Raw genomic sequence first — 24,876 nt, 5'->3', positions numbered from 1 at the left:
ATGGAAAAAGAAATCATTCTTAAAAAGGCAAGAACAGAAGAATTTTGGCAAAACTTCATATCTGAAAATATACAGCCAAACTCAGCTTTATTTTTTGGAGGAACACATCTGAAAAATGAAAATTCTATAACAAAACTAAAAATAGCTTTAGATAAAGAAGACATCAAAAAAGCAGATACACTTTGTAACGGCTCAGATGTCTTACGTTATAATTTTTATTATACTGCATTAAGTGCATTATTGTCAAGATATGAGGAAAGTTTTTGTTTTTTATCTCCAGTAAACCAATTTGAGAATTTAAAAGACAGTAAAAGCCTTTTTGTACTGCAGCCCGACACAAATCTGGAACAGACCTTTAAAATTATTTTTAGTGCTCACAAAGAAGCACTTTTAAAAGCGATTGAGTATGCTTTTGATTTGGATATGTTTAAAGATTCCTTTTTGAGTTTTGAAAGTCTTTTAAAGAATGAACCTTTTGGGCTAATCCTAAATGGTAAAAATAACGAGCTGAATACTATTGTTAAAACACTTTTTGATTTTGAATTTGAAGAAGAATCACCCTATCTGGAAATTAGCATAAAAGGAGAAATTTATGATTTAAACCTCTTAAAGTTATTTGGTGAAAACTTTAATACATTATTTCATGAGATTCTGGATAATACCTATAGTCCTTTGCAAAATTTAGAGTTTAGAGGAGCTTTAGAAAAGAATACTTTAGAAAAAATTAACCAATCAAGATCTTATTTTTCTTTAGACAAAAGTATTGTTGATTTGATCAACGAACAATGTGAGGTACAAAAAGAAAAAGTTGCTATAATTCATGATTCTGAATCAATAACCTATCAGCAGTTATCGAAACAAACCAATCAGTTATCAAGATATCTTCAGGACGTTTTCGAAGCTAATACAGACGATTTATTCGGCATTATGTCGTTCAGATCAATAAACATGGTAAAAGGGATTTTGTCAGTCTGGAAAGCAGGAAGTGCTTATGTACCGGTTGCAACAAACCTTTCAGATGAAGCATTATTGCATATTATTCAGAATTCCAATCTAAAAGCTATTATAACAGATGATCTGGCAGTGTTAGATCAGTTATCGAGATTGGAGATTACAATAGCAGTAATAGATCTCAATACCATAAATTCAGAAGTAAGTCAACTATCTGATGCCAATCTTTCAATAAATATAGGTTTTGAAGATTTAGCTTATGTAATTTATACCAGCGGTTCAACCGGTAAGCCTAAAGGAGCAATGATTGAGCATTTTGGTATGCTAAATCATATAGGAGCCAAAATTGCAGAAATGTCTATACATAGCAATAGTATTGTAGCTCAAAATGCACCACACACTTTTGATATATCAGTTTGGCAGTTTTTTGCCCCTCTTGTTGCAGGTGCAACAAGCGTTATTTACAACGAAGAAGTAATTATTGATGTAAACCTATTTGTATCAAAGCTTATAGAGGACGAAGTTACATTGCTGGAACTTGTGCCATCTTATTTATTGGAAATGCTCAATGACATGGAGAGTAGTAATAATGAAAAAAAGCTGTCTTTAGATACTATAATACTCAACGCAGAAACACTTACCAAAGCAATGGTCAAAAGGTGGCTTGATTTGTATCCGGAAGTACCCATAATAAATACATATGGAGCAACAGAAGTTTCAGATGATATCTCTCATTATTTTATGAAAGATGTTCCAGATAAATTTTCTGTTCCTGTATTGAAAGATCCTATTCAAAATTGCGAGGTTCATATTGTTGGTCAAAATAAACAAAGGTTGCCTATAGGAGTTAAAGGCGAAATTTTACTGGCAGGACCTTGTGTAGGGCGTGGTTATTTTAATGATGCTAAAAGAACTGAAGAAGCATTTTTAAAGGGGCCGATAGAAGGCATAACTGCAGCCAAAAGAATTTATAAAACTGGCGATTTAGGTAGGTTCATGCCTGATGGAACAATGGAATTTTTGGGAAGAAATGACAATCAGGTAAAAATTTTAGGGTACAGGATAGAATTAGATGCCATAGAAAATATTGCAACAGATCTTGAACAAATAAAAAATGCAAAAGCGATAGCACATACTGATAAACAAATTATTGTATTGTATTATGTGTCTGATCATGAAATAGACTCTTCGATTATAGAGAATGAATTATTGAAGTCATTACCAGAGTATATGCTTCCATCAGCTTATATTCAGATGAAGAGTTTTCCATTAACAAGAAATGGTAAAATAGACAAACATGCACTGCCAATTGTTCAGGAAAGTGATCTAATAAGAAATGAATATGTTGCTCCTAGTAACGAAGTAGAAGAAAAACTAATCGAAATCTGGAAAGAGATTTTAAGTAAAGAAAAAATAGGAATTCATGATGATTTTTTTGCGCTGGGAGGTAATAGCCTTCTAGTAATGAAGGTTTTTAATAGAATCAGTAATGAATTTGGTATAAAAATGGACTTTAAATCTTTCTTTAACAAACCTACCATAAGTAGTTTAGCATTAGAAATATTGTTTCTGACTGAGCAGGAATCAATCAATGAAGAAAATTTATTTGAGTTAGATATCTAAAAAAAACATAATTGAATTGTATGGAGAGTATTATAAAAAAAATAATAGAGAATAAATTACTACTAAAGCTTGAGAATGGAAAACTCAAGGTGTATAAAAAAGATGCAGGTTCTATAAGTCCAGAATTACTGGAAGAGATTAGAAACAACAAGTCTTCATTAGAGGATTATTTATTATCCCAAGAAAAAAATGCTTTTAGTAATGACTTAAAACTAAATATTCCAAAACTTGAAGATTATGAAAATTACGAATTATCATCTTCTCAGCGCCGTTTATGGATACTTAATCATTTTGAAAAAGGAGCAGTTGCATATAATATTCCCTCCAACTTTGAACTCAATGGAAATTACAATATTGATAATTTCAAAAAAGCTATTAATGCATTGATAGAAAGGCATGAGATATTAAGAACTATATTTAAAAAGGATGAAAAAGGAGAAATAAGACAATGGGTTTTACCTCTAAAAGATATTAATTTCAGTGTTGACTATTTAGATTTAAGTCAGGATCAAAATGGTGCTGCTTTGGCTAAGTCGTATATTGAAAGTGATGAGTATAAGCCTTTTGACCTGCAAAAAGGACCTTTGTTTAGAGTCTCAATCTATAAATTATCTGATGAGAAATTTATCTTGTATTTCAACATACATCACATCATTGGAGATGCTTGGTCTATGGAAATCTTGTTTAGAGATACTTTTGCCTTGTATGAATCTTATCAAAAAGAAACAGCTCATAGTTTACCTGAGCTAAGAATCCATTATAAAGAGTATGCCGCTTGGCAGCAAGGACAAATTCGAAACGGAGCTTTTGAAAAGCACAAGGAATTTTGGAAGAATAAATTTGTAGGAGATCTTCCGTTGCTAGATTTACCAAGCGAAAAAATTAGACCTAAAACAAAAACGTATAATGGCTATAAGTTGGGTGCATATGTTTCTGCAGAAACGACTATGAAACTGGAATCTTATTGTAAAGCCAATGCTGGAAGTCTTTATATAGGCCTTGTGGCATTATGGAAAACATTATTCTATAAATATACCGGACAAAACGATATTGTTATTGGTGCCCCGATAGCGGGTAGAAATCATCTTGATTTAGACGATCAGGTAGGTTTTTTTATCAACACATTGCCTTTAAGAGATATACTGGATCCTTCGGCTAGTTTTGATGAGCTGTTTAATCAGATTAAAGGTAATACATTAGAAAGCTTCAATTTTCAACAATACCCGTTTGATTTATTAACTGAAGATCTAAACTTACTTAGAAATCCTTCCAGAAGTGCAATATTTGATGTAATTATCGGCTTGCCAGAAACACAGGCTAATGCAGAAGATTTTGTTGTAGATCCTAATAAAATAGACAGAATATTCGATTTGGGTAAAATAGTATCAAAAGTAGATTTGGCTATTATTTTTAGTAAAGTAGGTAATCATTTGTTTTTTGATATTACCTTCAATACAGATGTGTATGAAAGAGGAATGATAGAAAAGTTAATAGCTCACTTCAAACAATTGGCTGCACAAATTCTGGATGAACCGAGCCAAACACTAAAAGCTATCGATTATTTATCAAAAATAGAACGTACTGCTTTACTAGATATTTATCCGTCAAACTCTTTTGAAGAATCGGGAGTAACGATTTTAGATTTATTCAGTAAGAGTGTTGCTTTAAAACCAGATGCAATTGCTTATTCTTTTAACTCACAAAAAAATACTTATCAGGAATTAGATGTTCAGTCAGATCGTTTAGGTTATTATTTAAGAAAAACGTACAATTTAAAGAACAATGATCTTGTTGGAATCCTAATGGATACAAACGAGTGGTCAGTGCTTTGTCTTTTAGGGATTTTAAAATCAGGAGCAGGATATGTATTTATCGATAAGGAACTTCCGGAAGAAAGAAAAGCCTATATCATCGAAGATGCTTCGATCAAAGCCTTAATTATTTTATCAGATGATTTATTTGATGTTATTTCATTTACAGTTCCAGTATTTTCAATAGATGTTCAATATAGTGATTTCATGGATTTAGAATTAGATCCTACAAGCACTACATCAATATCAGGATCCGATACAGCTTATGTAATTTACACTTCAGGCACAACAGGAAAACCTAAAGGAGTTATGGTGAGCCATTCTAATGTAGTTGATTATTATCAGGGTCTGGAGCATACATTATCCTTAAGCCGTTTCAGTCGTTTTGGACTGATGTCTTCATTGTCTGCCGATTTAGGAAAAACAGTAGTATATGGTTCTTTACTAGGCGGAGGAACTTTGTACGGTTTCTCAAAGCAAACATTAATGGACGCGGAATCCCTTAAAGGGCATATCGAAAAAGAATCCATTGATTGTATTAAAATAGTGCCTTCGCACTGGAAAGCGATATCAGGCCCGAATCATTTACTATTACCTACTTCTATGATAATATTTGGAGGCGAAGTTTTGTCTTTAGATATTTTAGATCGCCTGCGTGACCAGCAAAGTCATATTGAAATCATAAACCATTATGGTCCGACAGAAACTACCATCGGGAAACTGCTTCATTGTGTTTCACTAGATAACTCTTATGTGCAGGTTCCTGTTGGAAAACCTTTTTCATCGACTTCCGTTTACATCGTTAATGAAGATCTTGAGTTATGTCCTTTGGGAATTTCAGGTGAGTTGCTTATAGGAGGTTTAGGAGTTGCCAAAGGGTATGTGAATCATCCAGAATTAACTGCAAAACATTTTATAACCAATCCGTTTGGAGAAGGAGTATTGTATAAAACTGGAGATAAAGTCCGTATGCGTCCCGATGGAGAAATTATCTTTTTGGGTCGTATAGACGATCAGGTAAAAATACGAGGATACAGAGTAGAACCGCATGAAATAGCTTCAACAGTCTTGTCTTATGATTTTGTAGATCAGAGTATTGTATTGGCAGATGAAGACAGCAACGGCTATAAAAGATTGGTATGTTATCTGGTACCAGAATCAGGTTATAGCGAAGAAGGATTAAAATCTTTTCTGCAGTCCCGATTACCTGATTATATGGTTCCAGGAATTTATATTGAATTGGACCATATGCCGTTAACAAGCAATGGAAAAATAGACAGGAAATCGCTTCCAAGTCCTAAAGGTTATGAAAGTAATCAAGATTATGAAGCTCCCCGAAATGAACTCGAGGAAGATTTATGCGAAATATGGTCATCTTTATTTAATATAGAAAGAGTAGGAATCAATGATGATTTCTTTGCTTTGGGAGGACATTCTATTTTGGCAATCCAATTAATTTCGGAAATAAAAAACAAACAAAATGTTGAAATCTCAATTACAGATTTGTTTGAAAGCCCAACTGTAAGCAAACTTTCTCATTTTATTCTAAATCAATCTCTGGAAGAAAAAGATCTTACAATTCATCCGCAGGTAAGACCAGAAAAAATTCCTTTGTCATTTGCTCAGGAACGCTTGTGGTTTATTGATAACTGGAAAGGAAGTTTACCTTACCATCAGCCAGCATTATTTAGAATAAAAGGAAAAATTGATCCCAAAACGATTGAATATGTTTATTCAAAAATCATTGACAGACATGAATCTTTAAGAACTGTTTTTTTTAATGAGGATGGAATTCCTTATCAAAAAATCAATGATGCTTCGGGTTGGAAATTGGATTATGTTACGGCATTTGAAAATGCAGATCAGCCTGTTGAAGTAGAAAAATATATCGAGGAAAAAATATCTTCTCCATTTGATTTAACGACAGATTTTATGCTTCGTGCAAGTTTGATTAAATTATCTGAGACAGAGTTTTTGCTCTTAAACGTAAGACATCATATTGCATCAGATGGATGGTCTATGTCTTTGTTAATCAATGAATTTGTAGAAATATATAAATCAAAAATTCAAAATGTAGAACCTATTTTGCCTGAATTAAAAATTCAGTATGCAGATTATTCGATATGGCAAAGAAATAATTTTGAAGAAGAAAAAGTAGCAGATAAAATAAAATACTGGGAAAATAAACTAAAAGGATTAGAAGTACTGGATCTGCCAACTGATTTTGACAGACCTGCTGTGCAAAGTACAAAAGGATCTTATGTACGTTTCTTTATAGATGAAAACCTGACCAACAAACTTAAGGAAATTGCACAAAGTGAGAAAACGACACTTTATATGCTTTTAATTTCAGTTTATAAAGTACTTTTTTATCATTATACAGGTCAAACCGATATTTGTATAGGAACAACAGTTTCGAACAGAGAAAACAAAGATTTAGAACCATTGATAGGTTTCTTTGTAAACACATTGACACTTCGTACCCAATTTGACAAAACGACTTCTTTTACCGAATTATTAAAATTAGTAAAATCTACAGTTCTGGAAGCTTATGAGCATGTAGCTGTTCCTTTTGAAAAAGTGGTAGATAAACTCGAAACAGGAAGAGACAGCAGCAGAACATCATTATTTCAGCACTCTCTTGTTTTTAACAATAATCCTGCACCAGAAATAGAATTGTTTGATGATATCAAAATAACAGGTGAGCCATTTTCATCTGAAGATAATATTGCAAAATTTGATATCTCTTTCTTTATACATGAAGAAACAAATGGTTTGTCTGTTAATATAAATTACTGTACAGATCTTTTCACAAAAGGGAAGATGGAACAAATGAGAAATCATTTTACTAATTTGTTAAATAATCTTGTAGAAGATAAGGAAATAGCAATTAATAAATTAGAATATCAATCTGAAGAGGAACGTACTGCTTTACTAGATATTTATCCGTCAAACTCTTTTGAAGAATCGGGTGTAACGATTTTAGATTTATTCAGTAAGAGTGTTGCTTTAAAACCAGATGCAATTGCTTATTCTTTTAACTCACAAAAAAATACTTATCAAGAATTAGATGTTCAGTCAGATCGTTTAGGTTATTATTTAAGAAAAACGTACAATCTAAAGAACAATGATCTTGTTGGAATCCTAATGGATACAAACGAGTGGTCAGTGCTTTGTCTTTTAGGGATTTTAAAATCAGGAGCAGGATATGTATTTATCGATAAGGAACTTCCGGAAGAAAGAAAAGCCTATATCATCGAAGATGCTTCGATCAAAGCCTTAATTATTTTATCAGATGATTTATTTGATGTTATTTCATTTACAGTTCCAGTATTTTCAATAGATGTTCAATATAGTGATTTCATGGATTTAGAATTAGATCCTACAAGCACTACATCAATATCAGGATCCGATACAGCTTATGTAATTTACACTTCAGGCACAACAGGAAAACCTAAAGGAGTTATGGTGAGCCATTCTAATGTAGTTGATTATTATCAGGGTCTGGAGCATACATTATCCTTAAGCCGTTTCAGTCGTTTTGGGCTGATGTCTTCATTGTCTGCCGATTTAGGAAAAACAGTAGTATATGGTTCTTTACTAGGCGGAGGAACTTTGTACGGTTTCTCAAAGCAAACATTAATGGACGCGGAATCCCTTAAAGGGCATATCGAAAAAGAATCCATTGATTGTATTAAAATAGTGCCTTCGCACTGGAAAGCGATATCAGGCCCGAATCATTTACTATTACCTGCTTCTATGATAATATTTGGGGGCGAAGTTTTGTCTTTAGATATTTTAGATCGCCTGCGTGACCAGCAAAGCCATATTGAAATCATAAACCATTATGGTCCGACAGAAACTACCATCGGGAAACTGCTTCATCGTGTTTCACTAGATAACTCTTATGTGCAGGTTCCTGTTGGAAAACCTTTTTCATCGACTTCTGTTTACATCGTTAATGAAGATCTTGAGTTATGTCCTTTGGGAATTTCAGGTGAGTTGCTTATAGGAGGTTTAGGAGTTGCCAAAGGGTATGTGAATCATCCAGAATTAACCGCAAAACATTTTATAACCAATCCGTTTGGAGAAGGAGTATTGTATAAAACTGGAGATAAAGTCCGTATGCGTCCTGATGGAGAAATTATCTTTTTGGGTCGTATAGACGATCAGGTAAAAATACGAGGATACAGAGTAGAACCGCATGAAATAGCTTCAACAGTCTTGTCTTATGATTTTGTAGATCAGAGTATTGTATTGGCAGATGAAGACAGCAACGGCTATAAAAGATTGGTATGTTATCTGGTACCAGAATCAGGTTACAGCGAAGAAGGATTAAAATCTTTCCTACAGTCCCGTTTACCTGATTATATGGTTCCAGGAATTTATATTGAATTGGACCATATGCCGTTAACAAGCAATGGAAAAATAGACAGGAAATCGCTTCCAAGTCCTAAAGGTTATGAAAGTAATCAGGATTATGAAGCTCCCCGAAATGAACTCGAGGAAGATTTATGCGAAATATGGTTGTCTTTACTTAATGTAGAAAGAATAGGAATCAATGATGATTTCTTTGCTTTGGGAGGTGATTCTATTACTGTAATACAATTTGTGAGCCGTGCAAAAAGAAAAGGGCACGATTTTAAAGTTCAGGATTTATTTGATTATAAAACTATTTCAGGACTTAAAATTGCATTAGAAAATCAATCTAAAAACAAAATAATTCCTGAACAGGGAATTATTGAAGGAACATTGCCTTTAACACCAATTCAGAAATGGTTTTTTGAAGAACAAAATGATCATATGTCACATTTTAATATGAATTTATTTTTAAAAATCAATAAACAGATTAACGAAGGGCATTTAAAGAAAGCATTAAAAATTTTAACCGAAAGACATGATACGTTACGATTAAAATTTGAACAGGATGGAGACATTTATATTCAATCGTATACAGATAATTTCGGGTATTTTGAAAGTATTGACCTGACTGAGGAAGTTGAATCAGGAATAAAAAATAAAATAAGTGAGATTTGTGAAAATGCACAAAATAACAAAGTAATTGTTAGTGGTCATATAACACAGTTTATATTTATTAAAACACCAGTTTTTGAAGAGCACAACAGATTGTTTATTAGTCTTCACCATTTAGGAGTTGACGGAGTTTCATTGCGAATTATTCTGGATGAGTTAGAAGTAATCCTGAACGCATTGGTACAAAATGTTAATGTTGAATTAGGTTTAAAAACCTCTTCTTACAGAGATTGGGGCAATCTACTTCATACTTATGCAAATTCAAAAAAAGCTACAGATCAAAAAGAATATTGGACTCAGGTAAAAGAAAAATACATTCCTTTTAGTACAGATTATGATGCTCCATCTCAAAAGAGAGACACACTTCAGGTACATGTTGTTAATATCAGCGAAGAACATACAACATTACTGCTCAAGTCGGCTAATAAAGCTTATAATACTGAAATAAATGATCTTTTACTGGCTGGCTTAACAAAGACAATCAGTGAATGGACAGGGGAGCCTGATGTGATAGTAGGTTTAGAAATGCACGGTAGGGAATTGTTCTCAGAAGATATCGATATAACAAATACAACAGGTTGGTTTACAAACAAATACCCTTTACTGTTACAAACTGATTTTGAAACAGAAGGAGAATTGATCAAATCTGTAAAAGAAAAAATACGAAATGTTCCTGATAAAGGCTTAGGTTATGGGGCTCTAAAATACCTTAATACTGATAGTGAAATCAATGGGCTGTTAGCCGGAAAATCATGGGATCTGGTATTTAATTATTTAGGACAAATGGACAATGTAATCAATAAAAGCAACTGGTTCTTAGGCGCTGATGAAAATACAGGTTCGCATATCAATAAGAATTATCCAATACGTGACAAATTGGTAGTAAAAGGGGCAATAGTCAATAATACTTTAGGTTTTTCATTTGATTATTCAAATAAGCAATATGAGCAAAAAACAATAGAAAATCTGGCACAGCAATTCGTTAAAAATTTAACTAGGCTAATAGATCATTCTGTAAACAAAGAAGTTACTGATTTTACACCTTCAGATTTTAACCTACAGGAAAAGATTAGTATAGAAGAGCTTGACAGCCTGTTTGAAAATAATGACTTTGAAACAGAAGGTGTTATAAAATTCTAACCTATTGACTACTTTTTTAACCATAACCCATCATTAGATTAAAGATATGAATCCATTTTTAAATAAAATAGCAGCTCTTGGGCTGACTCTTGAAGTACAAGGTAATGATTTAATATTAAAAGGATCGGAGGGAAAATTATCTTCGAATGAGATTGAATTAATTAAAAAAGATGCTGAAATCATGACTTTTATTAAAAGTAATAAAAGTGAATTAGTAGCCTTTTTAAAAAAGGATATTGATACCAATGATCACAAAATTAACAAAGAAGATATTTCTGCTTTATACGAATTGAGCCCATTACAGGAAGGCATTTTGTTTCATAGTTTGTACAATCCCAAAAGTACTACATATAAGACACAGTTTAATATGGAATTTCCGGATGGGCTGGATCTAAATGCTTTTAGAAAAGCATGGGGATATGTGATAAAAAACCACACGATTTTGAGAACAGCTTTTATTCATGACCAATTGAATATACCTGTACAATGTGTCTATAAAAAAATAAATTTTGATTATGAGCATGTTGATTATACACATTTTGAGAAAGAGGAATTAGAAAATCAGTTTGAGGCATTGTTGCAAAATGAGCAATCTAAAGAGTTTGACTTTAAGAATCCTCCGTTAATGCGTATTACCTTGGTGCAGGTTAATGATAAAGCAGTCAGAATGATCTGGACAAAACATCATATTCTATGGGATGGATGGTCAGGACAGATATTGATGAAAGAATTTGTTGAGGCTTATAGTATTTATACAAAAAATGGAGTTCCGCCAGTACGTGAAGAAGACAAATTTGAGGATTATATAAAATATTTAAAAAGCATTAATCCGGAACAGGAAAAATTGTTTTGGACATCTTATTTAGAAAATTTTAGTGAACCATCATTATTTCCTTTTGTCAATAATCAATTAGAGCATCAGCATTCGATTGGAGATTACAAAGATGTTTATTTAGATTTTGATCAGCCGTTTACAGATAAAATTACGGCATATACGAAACAGGTTAATATAACGGTAAGTACTTTGTTGCAGGGTATTTGGGCTTTGCTATTGGCAAGATATACATCAAACAATGATATCGTATTTGGAGTTACAGTTTCAGGAAGACCGCTAGAAACTAAGTACGAAGAAAAAATAGGACTGTATATTAATACAATTCCTTTTAGAGCCAGAATCGATGAAAATGATTCTGTATCATCATGGTTGCAGGTATTACAGGATCAGCATGTAAAAGCAAGAGAGTTTCAGCATACGGCATTAAGTAGTATTAAAAGATATAACAATATCCAGCATGGTTTTTTTGATACTCTGTTTGTTTTTAGAAATTTTCCGATAAACAAATACAAAGGAAAAAAATCACCAAACGATTTAGAAATACAGAATTACAGCGTTCAGGAAAATAATAATTATCCGTTATCTGTTCAGGCAGATCTGCATGAAGTATTGTGTGTGCATTTTAAATTCAATCAAAGTATTATCAATCAGGAATATATTGAAATGATTGCTAGTCATTTCGAGTATACATTGAAACAGATTATCAGTACTGATAATGCAAAACTGAAAAACATCAATTTGGTATCAGATCAAGAAAAGCATAAATTGATTTATGAGTTTAATAATACAGAGGTTTCATATCCAGAGAATAATACCGTTTTAGATCTTTTTAAAAACCAAGTGCAACAGGTACCCAATCGAGTGGCTGTACTATTTGAAGACGATTGTTTGACCTATCAGGAATTGCATGAACGATCTAATCAATTAGCAAATTGCCTTATTAATAAAGGAATAAAAAAAGGAGATCTGATTGGCATTTACTTGGAAAGATCATTAGAGATGATTGTTGGCTTATTAGGAATATTGAAAGCTGGAGCTGCTTACGTGCCTGTTGATCCTGCATATCCGGAAGAAAGAATAAAATATATTTTAGGGGATATTGATTCAAAAATTATAATTACTACTCGTAGAATTAGTGAAAAACTCTCTGAAAAAAATAAAGGCAACTGCTTGAATATTGATAATTGGGATGATTTTCAATATGAATCAACGGACAATCCTGTCATAGATTTGAAGCCTTCTGATTTGATGTACATAATTTACACATCAGGATCAACTGGGAAACCTAAGGGTGTTAAGATAGGACATCAATCGTTGGTTAACTTTCTGTTTAGTATGCAACAAAAGCCAGGGTTTAGTTCAAATGATATGCTATTTTCAGTAACAACATATTCTTTCGACATTTCTATATTAGAATTTTTTACTCCATTAATATCAGGAGCTTCTCTATATATAGCAAGTCAGGATATTTTATCCGATCCGGATTTAATTATTCAAAAAATAGAGAAAATAAAGCCTACGATAATTCAGGCTACACCGGGATTTTATCAGATGTTATTTAATGCAGATTGGCAAGGAGACAAGAAATTAAAAGTATTGTGCGGAGGGGATTTATTAAGTGAACCCTTGGCAGAAAAATTGGTTCTTCATAGTTTGGAAGTTTGGAATATGTATGGACCAACAGAAACAACAATCTGGTCAAGTATCAAAAAAATTGAACAACCCAAAGACGCTTCAAACATAGGAAAACCAATAAACAACACCCAATTTTATATATTGGATAAGTTTTTAAGCCCAAAACCGGTAGGAACAGTTGGGGCAGTATATATCGGTGGAGTAGGATTAGCGAAAGGATATTATAAAAATGAAGCATTAACCAATGAAAAATTCATTAAGAACCCATTTCATGATGATGGGCTTATTTATGAGACGGGTGATGTGGGTAAATGGAATGCAAAAGGAGAAATTGAGTTCTTGGGCAGAAATGATAATCAGGTTAAGATTAATGGTTATCGAATGGAACTTGGAGAGATTGAAACTGTCATACAAGAATTTGATAAAATAAACACAGCTGTAGTTTTAGTGAAAAAAGGACATCAAAATCATCTACAATTGGTCGCTTTTTTTACATCAAATGAAATAGTTTTAATTGAAATACTAAAAGATTTCTTGAAAAACAGATTGCCAAGATATATGGTGCCGAATGTATTTATTCAATCTGAATCATTTCCCTTTACTAGCAATGGAAAGTTAGACAGAAAGAAACTTTTAGAGTCATTTGAACTTGAAAAAGTTAATTATGAAGCTCCCAAAACATTTCATGAGAAGAAGTTGGCTCAAATATGGAGTGAGTTATTGCATACTGAAGAAATTAGTGTAAACGATGACTTCTTCCTTATCGGCGGGGATTCTATCCTACTGATTAGGATGCTGACACAACTGAAAAAGCAGTTTAAGAAAGAAATCGATTTGCATAAAATATACGAATGTTCGGTATTGAAAAATCTCGCTGAGTATATTCAAAATCAAGAAGGAGGAAATACTTCTGATGTCCGAAAACATAAAATAATAGAACTGGATGAGATAAAAAGCAAAATTGTATTGAAAAACACACATCCGAAACAAATCGAAGACGCTTATCCTATGAGCGATATTCAAAAAGGAATGGTTTACGAGTATTATAAGAATCAGAAGGAAAGTGTATACCACGACCAGTTTGTGTGTGTAATTCCAGTCATCGAACTGCATACGTTTAATGAAGCTTTTCGTCATTTGATTCAAAAGCATGAAACTCTTAGAACTTCTTTTGATATTACTCAATATGATGGAGTTCAGATTGTAAATAATGAAGTCGATTTTTATGTTAACTGTTATGATATAACACATTTAGAAAAACAACAACAGGAAAAACACATCAGAATATTTCTGGAAGAAGAAAGAAAAGTAAGGTTCGATATTGTAAATGCCCCGCTTTGGCGCGCCGCTATTTTTAGGGTTTCTACGGATAAAATGGTGTATGTATTTCAATTTCATCATGCTATTTTAGACGGTTGGAGTTTGGCTTCCCTTAATACCGAATTGTTTGAGGTTTATTTTAAACTGGCCAAAAACGAAAAAGTAGTTGTAGCACCATTAAAAACGAATAATAAATTAAGCATTATCGATTCCTTAATTGATAAAGACAATAAGGAGTATTCTGATTTTTGGAAAAATTACCTTCAAAATAGCGAGAGAATGGACATTTTTTCAGAAGAAGAAACAGCAGATGCCTACGATGAATATTTTGAGAGTGAACAAATTCGCGAATTGGAAAAAGCAGCAAAAGAGTGGAATACAACGTTAAAAAATATTTTTCTCGGATCGTACCTGTATACTTTAAGCTTGTTGCGTTACGAAAAAGACATCATGGTTGGGGTGGTATCTAATAACAGACCAATGAGTGAGGATGGGGACAAAGTTTTAGGCTGTTTCCTGAATACAATTCCTCTTAGAATGAGAATAGAAAAATCAGCCACATGGAAAGATTTTATTACAACATTGCAGGAAAATCTGAATGGATTGAAAGGGAAAGACAGACTTTCTCTGTCCCACATCAATAAAGTTGTGAATAACAATTCCTCTTTAGACAATCCTTTTTTTGACTGTATTTTCAATTATGTAAATTTTCATATTTATGAAAATTTAGGGTATGGAGATAAGGATCAAACAAAGGAAAATAACGGCGAAGAATCAACAGATTCCTTGGATGTAAATTCATTCGAAAATGTAAACACTCATCTTATTTTTACGTTAAGCGGAACCGGAGGCGGAATTAGAGGAAGTTTTAAACTAAAACGAAAATTCAAATCAGGGATTACAACAAAGGAATTTGTTGCCAATTTCAAAAGAGTATTGCATTTAATTGCTAATAAACCCAATTCGGTAATAAACAGCTATGAAGTTCTTTCTGAAGAAGTTCGTAAAAGCATAATTGAAGAGTTTAATGCTACACAGATTCCTGTTTCAAAATCGAATTCGTTATTCGAAAAATTTGAAAAACAGGCTGCTGTAATCCCTGATGCTATTGCTGTAAGCTCTGGTGAAAACCATGTAAGTTACAAAGAGCTTAACATTGAAGCAAATCAGCTGGCAGATTATCTGATTCAAAAATACAAAATAGAGGTTGGAGATATAATTGGAGTAAAACTTGAAAGAAATGAAAATTTACTGATCGCCATTTTAGGAGTTTTAAAAACTGGAGCTGCCTATATCCCTTTAGATATTAACTATCCTGAAGACCGAATCGAATATATTGAAAGAGACAGTAAATGCAAATTAATCATTACAGATGAAGTCCTGCATCTTTTTAAAGCAGTAAAAAGCGATTTTTCAAACCAGAATCCGTCTGTTGTCATTCATAAGGAAGAACTGGCTTATACAATTTATACTTCAGGAACTACAGGTCTGCCTAAAGGAGTTATGATTAGCCATAGCAATGCCTTGGAGTTAATTAATTGGGCAGAAAAAGAATTTGACAGCACTTTATTTGAAGTTGTATTTGCTTCGACATCACATTGTTTTGATCTTTCTATTTTTGAAATGTTCTATACTTTGTCCATTGGAAAAAGAATAAGGATTTTAAGGGATTCTCTACAAATCGGACAGTATTTAGAAGAAAAGGCTATTTTATTAAATACAGTTCCTTCTTCTATCAGATATATTCTGGAGCAAGGGTACAATCTTGAAAATGTTTCTGTGATCAATTTAGCCGGAGAAATTTTTCCAACTGATATTGCTCATAAGCTTACGGAGCTTTCAATTGAAGTTAGAAACCTTTACGGTCCAACGGAAGATACAACCTATAGTACTGGATACAAATTATCTCAAAAGCAGTATAAAACAGTTCCTATTGGAAAACCAATAGCAAATACAAAAGCTTTTATACTCGACGAAAATTTAGATATTTTACCTCTTGGTGTTGAAGGGCAATTATACTTATCAGGTGCTGGTTTATCGCCAGGTTATAGAAATAATCTGGTTATGACAAACGAGAAATTTATACATCATCCCAATTTAGACGGAATCAGAATGTATAACACTGGTGATATTGCAAAATGGCTTCCTGATGGAAATATAGAATATTTAGGAAGAAAAGACCAGCAGGTTAAAATACGTGGTTTTAGAATAGAACTGGGGGAAATTGAATCAGTTTTATTGCAATATTCTAAAGATTTAAAACAAGTTGTTGTAGATGTAAATGATCTTAATGGACAAAAAGTATTAGTTGCTTATTATGTGTCTGAAACAGAAAAAGATACTACAGAAATTAGAGATTATTTGCTGAAAAAATTACCGGAATATATGATTCCTGGATTTTATCTTAAGCTGGAATCCTTACCATTGACACCTAATGGCAAAATAGATAGAAAAGCTCTTCCTGATATATCAGGTAATAATACGGCAACAAAAGAGTATGTATCACCCAGAAATAAAACAGAAGAAAAACTTGTGGAGATATGGCAGGAAATATTCAGGATTGAAAAAGCAGGTGTTACAGATAACTTTTTTGAGTTAGGAGGTCATAGTTTACTTATTGTTCAGATTATCAATAGGATTCATGAAGAATTTGGGGTGCTAATTCAAATTAAAAACTTTTTTTCAACACCAGATATTGAAGGATTGTCTAAAGTGATTGATTACATTCTTCTGAATGAAAATCAGACCGTTGACTCTACACAGGAATATGAAAAAATATCACTTTAGCTTTTATAAAAAACATCATTTAGAATGGAGATATTAAATAAACTTAAATCATTAGGAATTATTCTGAATGCCCAAAATGGCAAACTGGATATTAGTGCGCCTAAAGGAGCGCTGACTCCGGATCTTATCGAAGAAATAAAAGCGAACAAGGAAGATTTGATCAGAATGTTTTCTGCTTTTTCCCATATTGCAAAAGCTCCAGAACAAGAATATTATCCATTAACGGCTTCTCAGCACAGAATGTGGGTTTTAAGTCAGTTTGAAGGCGGTTCATTAGCTTATAATATGCCATTGACCGTAAAATTTACAGGAAACATTGATTTGGTTAAACTAGAGCGTTCTTTTCAGATTTTAATAGAACAGTATGAAATTTTAAGAACTTATTTCAAAACGAATGAAGAAGGAGAGGTTCATCAGTATGTTGTACCAATGCATACTGTTGATTTTAAGATAGAAAGAAAAGACTTCGGCAATCAAATAAACCCAGATCATTCCGTTTATGAATATTTATTACAAAAAAACAATGAGGTTTTTAATTTGGAGCAAGCTCCTTTGCTAAAATCATCCATAATTCGTTTAAGCAATGATATTCATATATTTTTCTTGTCTATGCACCATATAATTGGAGATGGCTGGTCGATACAATTACTAGTTTCTAAAATTATCACGATTTACAATTCATTGGTTCAGGAAAAAGAAATCAATTTACCCGAATTAAAAATACAGTATAAAGATTATGCTGTATGGCTAAATAACGAAATAGGGAAAGAAAAACAGAAATTTTCTGAAAAATATTGGCTAAATCAGTTTTCAGGAGAATTACCAGTACTTGATTTACCAAGTTTTAAAACACGACCAACAGTTAAAACCTATAATGGGAATAATTGTTCATACCTGTTTTCAAAACAAATTTTAGATCAGATACAGTCTTTTTCAAAAGCTCGGGATGTAACCTTGTTTATGACCTTGATGACAGGAGTAAAAACATTACTCTATAAATATTCTTCTCAAACAGATCTTATTATTGGTACGCCAATAGCTGGAAGAGAGCACCCGGATTTAGAACAGCAAATAGGATTATTTCTGAATACCTTGGCTATACGAACAAGAATAACTGAAAATCAAAGTTTTTTAGAATTATTAAAAGCAGAAAAAACGATATTGCTTGAAGCTTATGAGCATCAAACCTATCCGTTTGATGAGCTGGTAGATAAACTGAACCTTAAACACGACCGAAGCAGATCTACCTTGTTTGATATTATGATTGTTTTACAAAATCAAAGTCAGTTGAGTAATCTCAGCAATGAAGAGTCTGTAAAAGACCTGAAAGTTGAAGGGTACGGAAAAGGCACTAATAGCTCGAAATTTGATATCGAATTTATCTTTACAGAATCTGAAGAAGGATTAGCACTAAATATCATTTATAATACTGATGTTTATGAATTCAGTCAGATAAATCAAATCTTTTCACATTTAGAAAATATATTTATTCAGGCTTTAAAAAATCCTAATGTTTTACTTCAGGAGATTGATTATGTTTCTCAGGAAGAAAAAAATCATTTGCTGTTTGGTTTAAATGATACATTGGTTGATTATCCAAAAGACAAAACAATAGTAAAATTATTTGAAGAACAGGCACAAAAAACACCTGATAATATTGCCATTATTTTTGAGGATAAAGAAATTACTTATAGAGCGTTAGAAGAACAATCTAACCAATTGGCTCATTATTTGAAAGATTTCTATGCGATTCAGCCAAACGATTTGGTTGGAATACTCTTAGATCGCAGTGAAAGAATGATCGTGTGCATATTTGCAATACTAAAATCAGGAGGAGCTTATGTTCCTATAGATACTACTTATCCAAAAGATAGAATAACTTATATTATCAAAGATGGTAATTTGAAAACTTGTTTGGATGAGAATGAATTTCAAAAATTTAAAAATCTTCAGGAAAATTACAGTAAAACAAATGATATAGTAACCGCCAAAACGCAAAATTTAGCGTATTGTATTTACACCTCTGGTTCAACAGGAAACCCAAAAGGAGTATTGAATCATCATGCAGGTCTATACAATCGTTTGATGTGGATGAAAGATTACCTTGAAGTTACTGAAAAAGATGTATTTCTTCAAAAAACACCTTATACTTTTGATGTTTCAGTCTGGGAATTGATTTTACCGTTTATAACTGGAAGCACATTGGTAATAGCAAAGCCAGATGGACACAAAGATCCTTATTATTTGCAAAATGTGATTGAAGAAAAAAGAGTTTCAATCATTCATTTTGTACCTTCTATGCTGGGTGTATTTTTATTAGAAAACACAACAGTTAGTGCAAGTAGTTTGTCACATATTGTTTGTAGTGGAGAAGAATTGCCTGCAGTTATGGCATACAACTGTAAAGAAAAATTTCCAAAGACACGCCTTCATAATCTTTATGGACCTACAGAAGCTGCTATAGATGTAACAGCTATCGATCTTACCAATGTTGATACAATTCGCGAGGGAGTAAGTATTGGTAAACCAATAGCGAATACAAAAATATATATTGTTAACGATGCATTTCAACTTCAGCCCATGGGTGTTGCAGGCGAATTGTTAATCTCCGGAATTCAAGTAGCCAAAGGATATTTAAACCTAAATCAGCTTACTCAGGAACGATTTATTCCGGATCCGTTTAGAGAGGGATATTATGTATACAGAACCGGTGATATCGCACAATGGAAGCCGGATGGTACTATACAGTATATTGGAAGAATAGACAATCAGGTAAAAATTAGAGGGAACAGGATTGAATTAGGAGAAGTCGAAAAAGCGACCATGGACTATCCGGGAATTAAAAAAGTCGTGGTGACCACCAAAGAAATAAACAGCGAGAAGAAACTTGTAGCCTATTATTTGCAGGAGCAGGAAATTGATAAAGCAGCAATGCGCAATTATCTGCAGCAAAAATTACCAGAATACATGGTTCCGGGCTTTTATGTTGTTCTAGAAAACGTACCATTAACATCAAGTGGAAAAATTGATAAAAAAGCACTGCCAGAAATAATAGGAGAAGATCTGATACGTAAAGAATATGTAGCACCCTCAAATGAAACAGAGAGAAAAATAACAGAAATCTGGCAAGATGTTCTGGGAGTTGAAAGAATAGGTATTACGGATAATTTCTTTGAACTGGGCGGTGATTCCATACGATCGATAAGAATACTGAGTCGAATTAATAAAGAATTGGGGCTAAATTATAAACTAGCTGATATTTATGCTTTATTATCCATCAAAGAACTATTGTCTATACAACTGGAACGTATAGAAAGTGAAATACCTCCTATTGTAAAAATAAAAATAGAGGAAGATTTTCAACGTTTATCAGAAGAACTGAGATTGGATGAAAAAAATATTGCTTCGATTTTTCCTATGAGCGATATAGAATTAGGTATGTTATATGCTTCTTCTATAAACGGAAATAACGGAGTATATCATGACCAGTTTTTCTTTCCTGTACCCACATCAAATTTTCAACAGGATTTATTTACTGAAGCAATGACTGTTTTGACAAAAAAACATGAAATCCTGCGCACGGCCTACGATTTAGAAAACTATAGTGAACCAGTTCATCTTGTTTATAATAGCATTAAAACTCAATTGGGATTTGAAGATATTTCTAATGAAAATAAGGAAGACCAGCATCATAAAATTCAAACATTTATGATTCAGGAGCGAACAGAAAACCCTTTTGAAATAACAAAACCAGGATTATGGAGAATGAAAATCTATAAAACTGCCCAAAATGAGTGGCATTTGTTATTTCAGTTTCACCATGCTATACTTGACGGCTGGAGCGTAGCATCTTTAATGACAGAACTCAACAATACTTATGTTGCAATTTTGGAAAAAAGAGAAATTCCATCATTAAAAAGACTATCACTAACGTATAAAGAGTATGTATTTGAACAAAGATGCATCAAGAAAAGCGAAAGCCATAATCTATATTGGGCTAACATGCTTGAAGATTACAAGCGTCTGGACATTTTTACAGAAGAAATAGTTGTTAAAAATACTGATTTTGTTCTGAATGGTGATAGATATAATGCATTACAAGAATTTAGTGTAAATCAATCTATTAGCCTTAAAACAATAACTTTTGCAGCCTATCTGTATACATTGCAAATGCTCACATACGACAATGATGTTGTGGCAGGTATTGTTACAAGTGGCAGACCATTATCTGAAGATGGAGATAAAGTGCTGGGGTGTTTTTTAAATACGATTCCATTTAGAATAAAAAGAACAGAAGGTTCAATACTGCAATTTGTAAAGGAAATAAATCAACTCATCAATATCCAAAAACAATTTGAAGGCATTAGTTTATTTGAATTGCATACCCGTTTTTCAAAAAGTAACAGAGAAGAGAATCCTTTTTTTGATACCATGTTTAATTATATTGATTTTCATATTTACAATGAACTTGATTTAAAACACATAGAGGAAATCAAGGAATCTCAATTTGATGATATCAGTTTCGAAGCCACAAATACTTTTTTAGATCTGTTTGTGCGACCAATTGGTAATGGTATAAAAGTATCATGGCGTCAGCAGAGAAAATTAAAAGATGGCATCACAATAGCAAAGCTTCAAAACTATTATACAGCGTTTCTAGATATCTTAATAAAGCAACCTGAAAATATTCTTGACAGGAATTTTATTATTTCGGCAGAGGAGAAAGAAGAATTGTTGACCAGATTTAACGACACAGAATATTTACATGCCAACCAAGATACAATTATCAGTTTATTTGAAGATCAGGTAAAAAGAACACCGGAAAGTATTGCAGTTCTTTTTGAGAATAAAAGCCTTACCTACAATGAATTGAATCAAAAAGCAAACCAGTTAGGAAGCTATTTAAGAGACAAATTTAATATTAAACCTAATGATTTGATAGGAATAAGGCTGGATAGAAACGAGAAAATGATTCTGGCTATTTTCGGAATATTAAAATCAGGAGGAGCTTATGTTCCTATAGACACGGCATATCCTCAGGAACGTATTGATTATATCGAAAAAGACAGTAATTGCAAGTTGATTTTGGATCATGAAGAATTAGAATTGTTTTATGCAAATCAGGAACGTTTTTCAAAATCAAATCTCGAAAATATCAGTTCGCCACAAGATTTGGCTTATGTAATTTATACTTCAGGAACAACAGGTAATCCAAAAGGGGTAATGGTAGAACATAGAAATACAGTAGAGCTGATACAATGGTCTGATAAACTATTTGATTCAGATGCCTTTGATATCGTATTTGCTGCAACTTCTTATTGCTTTGATTTATCGGTATATGAAATGTTTTATACACTATCAATAGGAAAAAAACTGAGAGTATTGCAACATGGGTTAGAGATTCGTGACTTTATCGAAAAAGAAGATAAAATATTGATAAATACAGTACCTTCTGTGGTGAGGGAAATATTAGAAGAAGGAGTTTCATGGAATAAAGTTGCGATATTAAATATGGCAGGTGAACCTATATCTTATGATATTCTTCAACGATTACCTTTAGAAACTGCTGAGGTTTATAATTTATATGGCCCTACAGAAGATACTACATACAGCACTTATTTTAAGATTGACAGAAAAGATTATTTGTCTATTCCTATAGGAAAGCCAATCACTAATACACAAACTTATATTGTAGACGAACAGTTAAAATTAGTTCCGGTAGGTATTCCGGGTAAAATATATTTATCAGGGGCAGGAATAACAAGAGGATATTTGAACAAACCAGAATTAACTGCTGAAAAGTTTATAGAAAATCCATTTAAGCCCGGAACTAAAATGTATGATACTGGAGATTTGGGAGCATGGTTGCCAGATGGAAATATAGAGTTTTTAGGCAGAAAAGATCAACAGGTAAAAATTCGCGGATTCAGAATAGAATTAGGAGAAATAGAAGCCAGAATAATTGATTATTCAGAATCCTTAAAGCAAGTTGTTGTTGTTGCAAAAGAAATTAAAGGAGAAAAAGTACTAGTTGCTTATTATGTATCAGTATCAAATACTATAGATAAATCAGAATTAAGATCCTATTTAGCCCAAAACCTCCCAGATTATATGATTCCTGGTTTCTATGTAGAGCTGGTATCTATGCCATTAAATTCTAACGGAAAAGTAGACCGCAAATTATTACCTGATATTACTGGAGAAGACATTATCAGAAAAGAATATACAGCCCCGAGAAATGAAGTCGAAAAGAAAATGGTAGAAATATGGCAACAGGTTCTTGGAATTGAGAAAATAGGAATCGACGATAATTTTTATGAAGTAGGCGGAAACTCATTGATGTCTATTCAGGTGGCTGCAAGATTAAAAAAAGAAGGATATATATTGCCGGTACTTAAAATTTTAAAGTATCCAAAAATAAACGAATTAGCACAACATCTCGAAAAAGAGGATGTAGTGTTGGTAGATGTAGACGAACTAAATGTTTATAAAGAACGAATTGCATTATCAGAGAATCAAAAGGTATATACAAATGATGGCATTTACGAGCATCCAATTCAATATTTCACATTTGAATTAACTCCTTTTGATAAAGAGAAATTTGCTAAGACCATTTTTAAAATATTTGAATTAATTCCAGAATTAAGAATTAAAATAATTAAAGATGGTGATGAAAATTATCAGGAACTGATTCCTATTGCTGAGTTTACACCACATGTTATATACAATCTGACTAATCTGGCAGACCGTAAAAATATTCAGGAATATTTGTTAAAAGCAAAAAACAAACCATTTGAATTGGATAAAGGAGATATGTGTCATATCGATATTTGTCATGATGATGTAAATGCTATTGTACAAATCACGATTCATCATATTATTACTGATTTTCAATCCAATAATATGTTAATGCAATACATTCATGATCAATACAACGGAAATGAAAACAGTATTAGTCTTAAAGTTGGAGGTAATGGAATTTTTGCCAAAATTCAAAAGAAATATATTGACTCAGCTTATTTTAAAAAATCACTTGAGAATAGAATAGTATCACTTTCTGATATTTTGGAAAACAATCAATCGAATGATTTGCTAACACATCCTTTTGATAGAAAAGCAGAAACAGAATCTAAAAAGATCTTGGTGAAAATTGGTGAAATCGAATTAAATGAAATAAAACAATTCTGCCGATCAAACGGAATATTGTTAAGTAATTATATTCTATCATACTGTCTGAAGAATTACATAAGAATGAATTCAACATTCCTGATTGAGATAACAGTTAATTCAAGAGATACCCAATTAATGGGTTTTGATCTGGAAAATAGAATAGGACAGTTTACAAATACAATTCCGGTACCGGTTAGGTTAGAAAATAGTGCTTCTATGGAGATTACAGCTTCAGAAATTCAAAGAAATTATTTGGTTTCAAAAGAATATCAGCAAATTCCGTATGGTTTATTAAACCAAGCCTTTTACAACAAAAACAACTTTAAACTAAGTCAGTTTACTTTAGGGTCGTTTAACAATTTAGACCTATCTGGTACTCAAAATCCGGATATTGAATTGGATAATAATGAAATAAAAGTGACAAACCTGTTAAGAAAACAGAATTATCCTTTAGAAATTAAAAGTAGCATGTTCGATAACGGGCTGATTATCGAAATTAATACAGAAAGCCGATTTGCAAAACTACCAAAAAATCAAGAAAAATTTTTATCAACAGAAAAATAACAAATA

4 protein-coding genes are annotated in these 24,876 nt (G+C 32.4%); all 4 read left to right on the top strand.

The genetic code is table 11. The features are described 5' to 3' along the window. Genes LNQ49_RS02830 through LNQ49_RS02815 form a run of 4 tightly spaced genes read left to right on the top strand, consistent with a single transcriptional unit; the run spans position 1 to position 24,870 of the window. A complete protein-coding gene (locus LNQ49_RS02830) occupies positions 1-2,574 on the top strand; it encodes a non-ribosomal peptide synthetase (RefSeq protein ID WP_229987266.1) in 2,574 nt (857 codons plus the stop codon). A 20-nt stretch (positions 2,575-2,594) separates the two neighbouring features. Next, on the top strand, positions 2,595-10,559 hold the full coding sequence (locus tag LNQ49_RS02825) for a non-ribosomal peptide synthetase (protein ID WP_229987265.1): 7,965 nt from the start codon (positions 2,595-2,597) through the stop codon (positions 10,557-10,559). A gap of 46 nt (positions 10,560-10,605) precedes the next feature. Continuing rightward, entirely contained in the window at positions 10,606-17,136 is a 6,531-nt protein-coding gene (locus tag LNQ49_RS02820; RefSeq protein ID WP_229987264.1) for a non-ribosomal peptide synthetase, read from the top strand. 24 nt (positions 17,137-17,160) lie between these two features. Beyond that, positions 17,161-24,870 carry a non-ribosomal peptide synthetase gene (locus LNQ49_RS02815; protein WP_229987263.1) on the top strand — a complete coding sequence of 2,570 codons (7,710 nt, stop codon included), beginning with the start codon at positions 17,161-17,163 and terminating at the stop codon, positions 24,868-24,870. Positions 24,871-24,876 lie beyond the last annotated feature (6 nt).

Source organism: Flavobacterium pisciphilum (assembly GCF_020905345.1).
Classification (GTDB): Bacteria; Bacteroidota; Bacteroidia; order Flavobacteriales; family Flavobacteriaceae; genus Flavobacterium; species Flavobacterium pisciphilum.
Note: the sequence above shows the minus strand (reverse complement) of the source record. Positions and strands in the feature narration are given on the sequence as shown.

Excerpts from the sequence above, each read along its gene's own strand:
- LNQ49_RS02830 (WP_229987266.1), top strand. The coding sequence starts at position 1 with ATGGAAAAAGAAATCATTCTTAAAAAGGCAAGAACAGAAGAATTTTGG.
- LNQ49_RS02825 (WP_229987265.1), top strand. The coding sequence starts at position 2,595 with ATGGAGAGTATTATAAAAAAAATAATAGAGAATAAATTACTACTAAAG.
- LNQ49_RS02820 (WP_229987264.1), top strand. The coding sequence starts at position 10,606 with ATGAATCCATTTTTAAATAAAATAGCAGCTCTTGGGCTGACTCTTGAA.
- LNQ49_RS02815 (WP_229987263.1), top strand. The coding sequence starts at position 17,161 with ATGGAGATATTAAATAAACTTAAATCATTAGGAATTATTCTGAATGCC.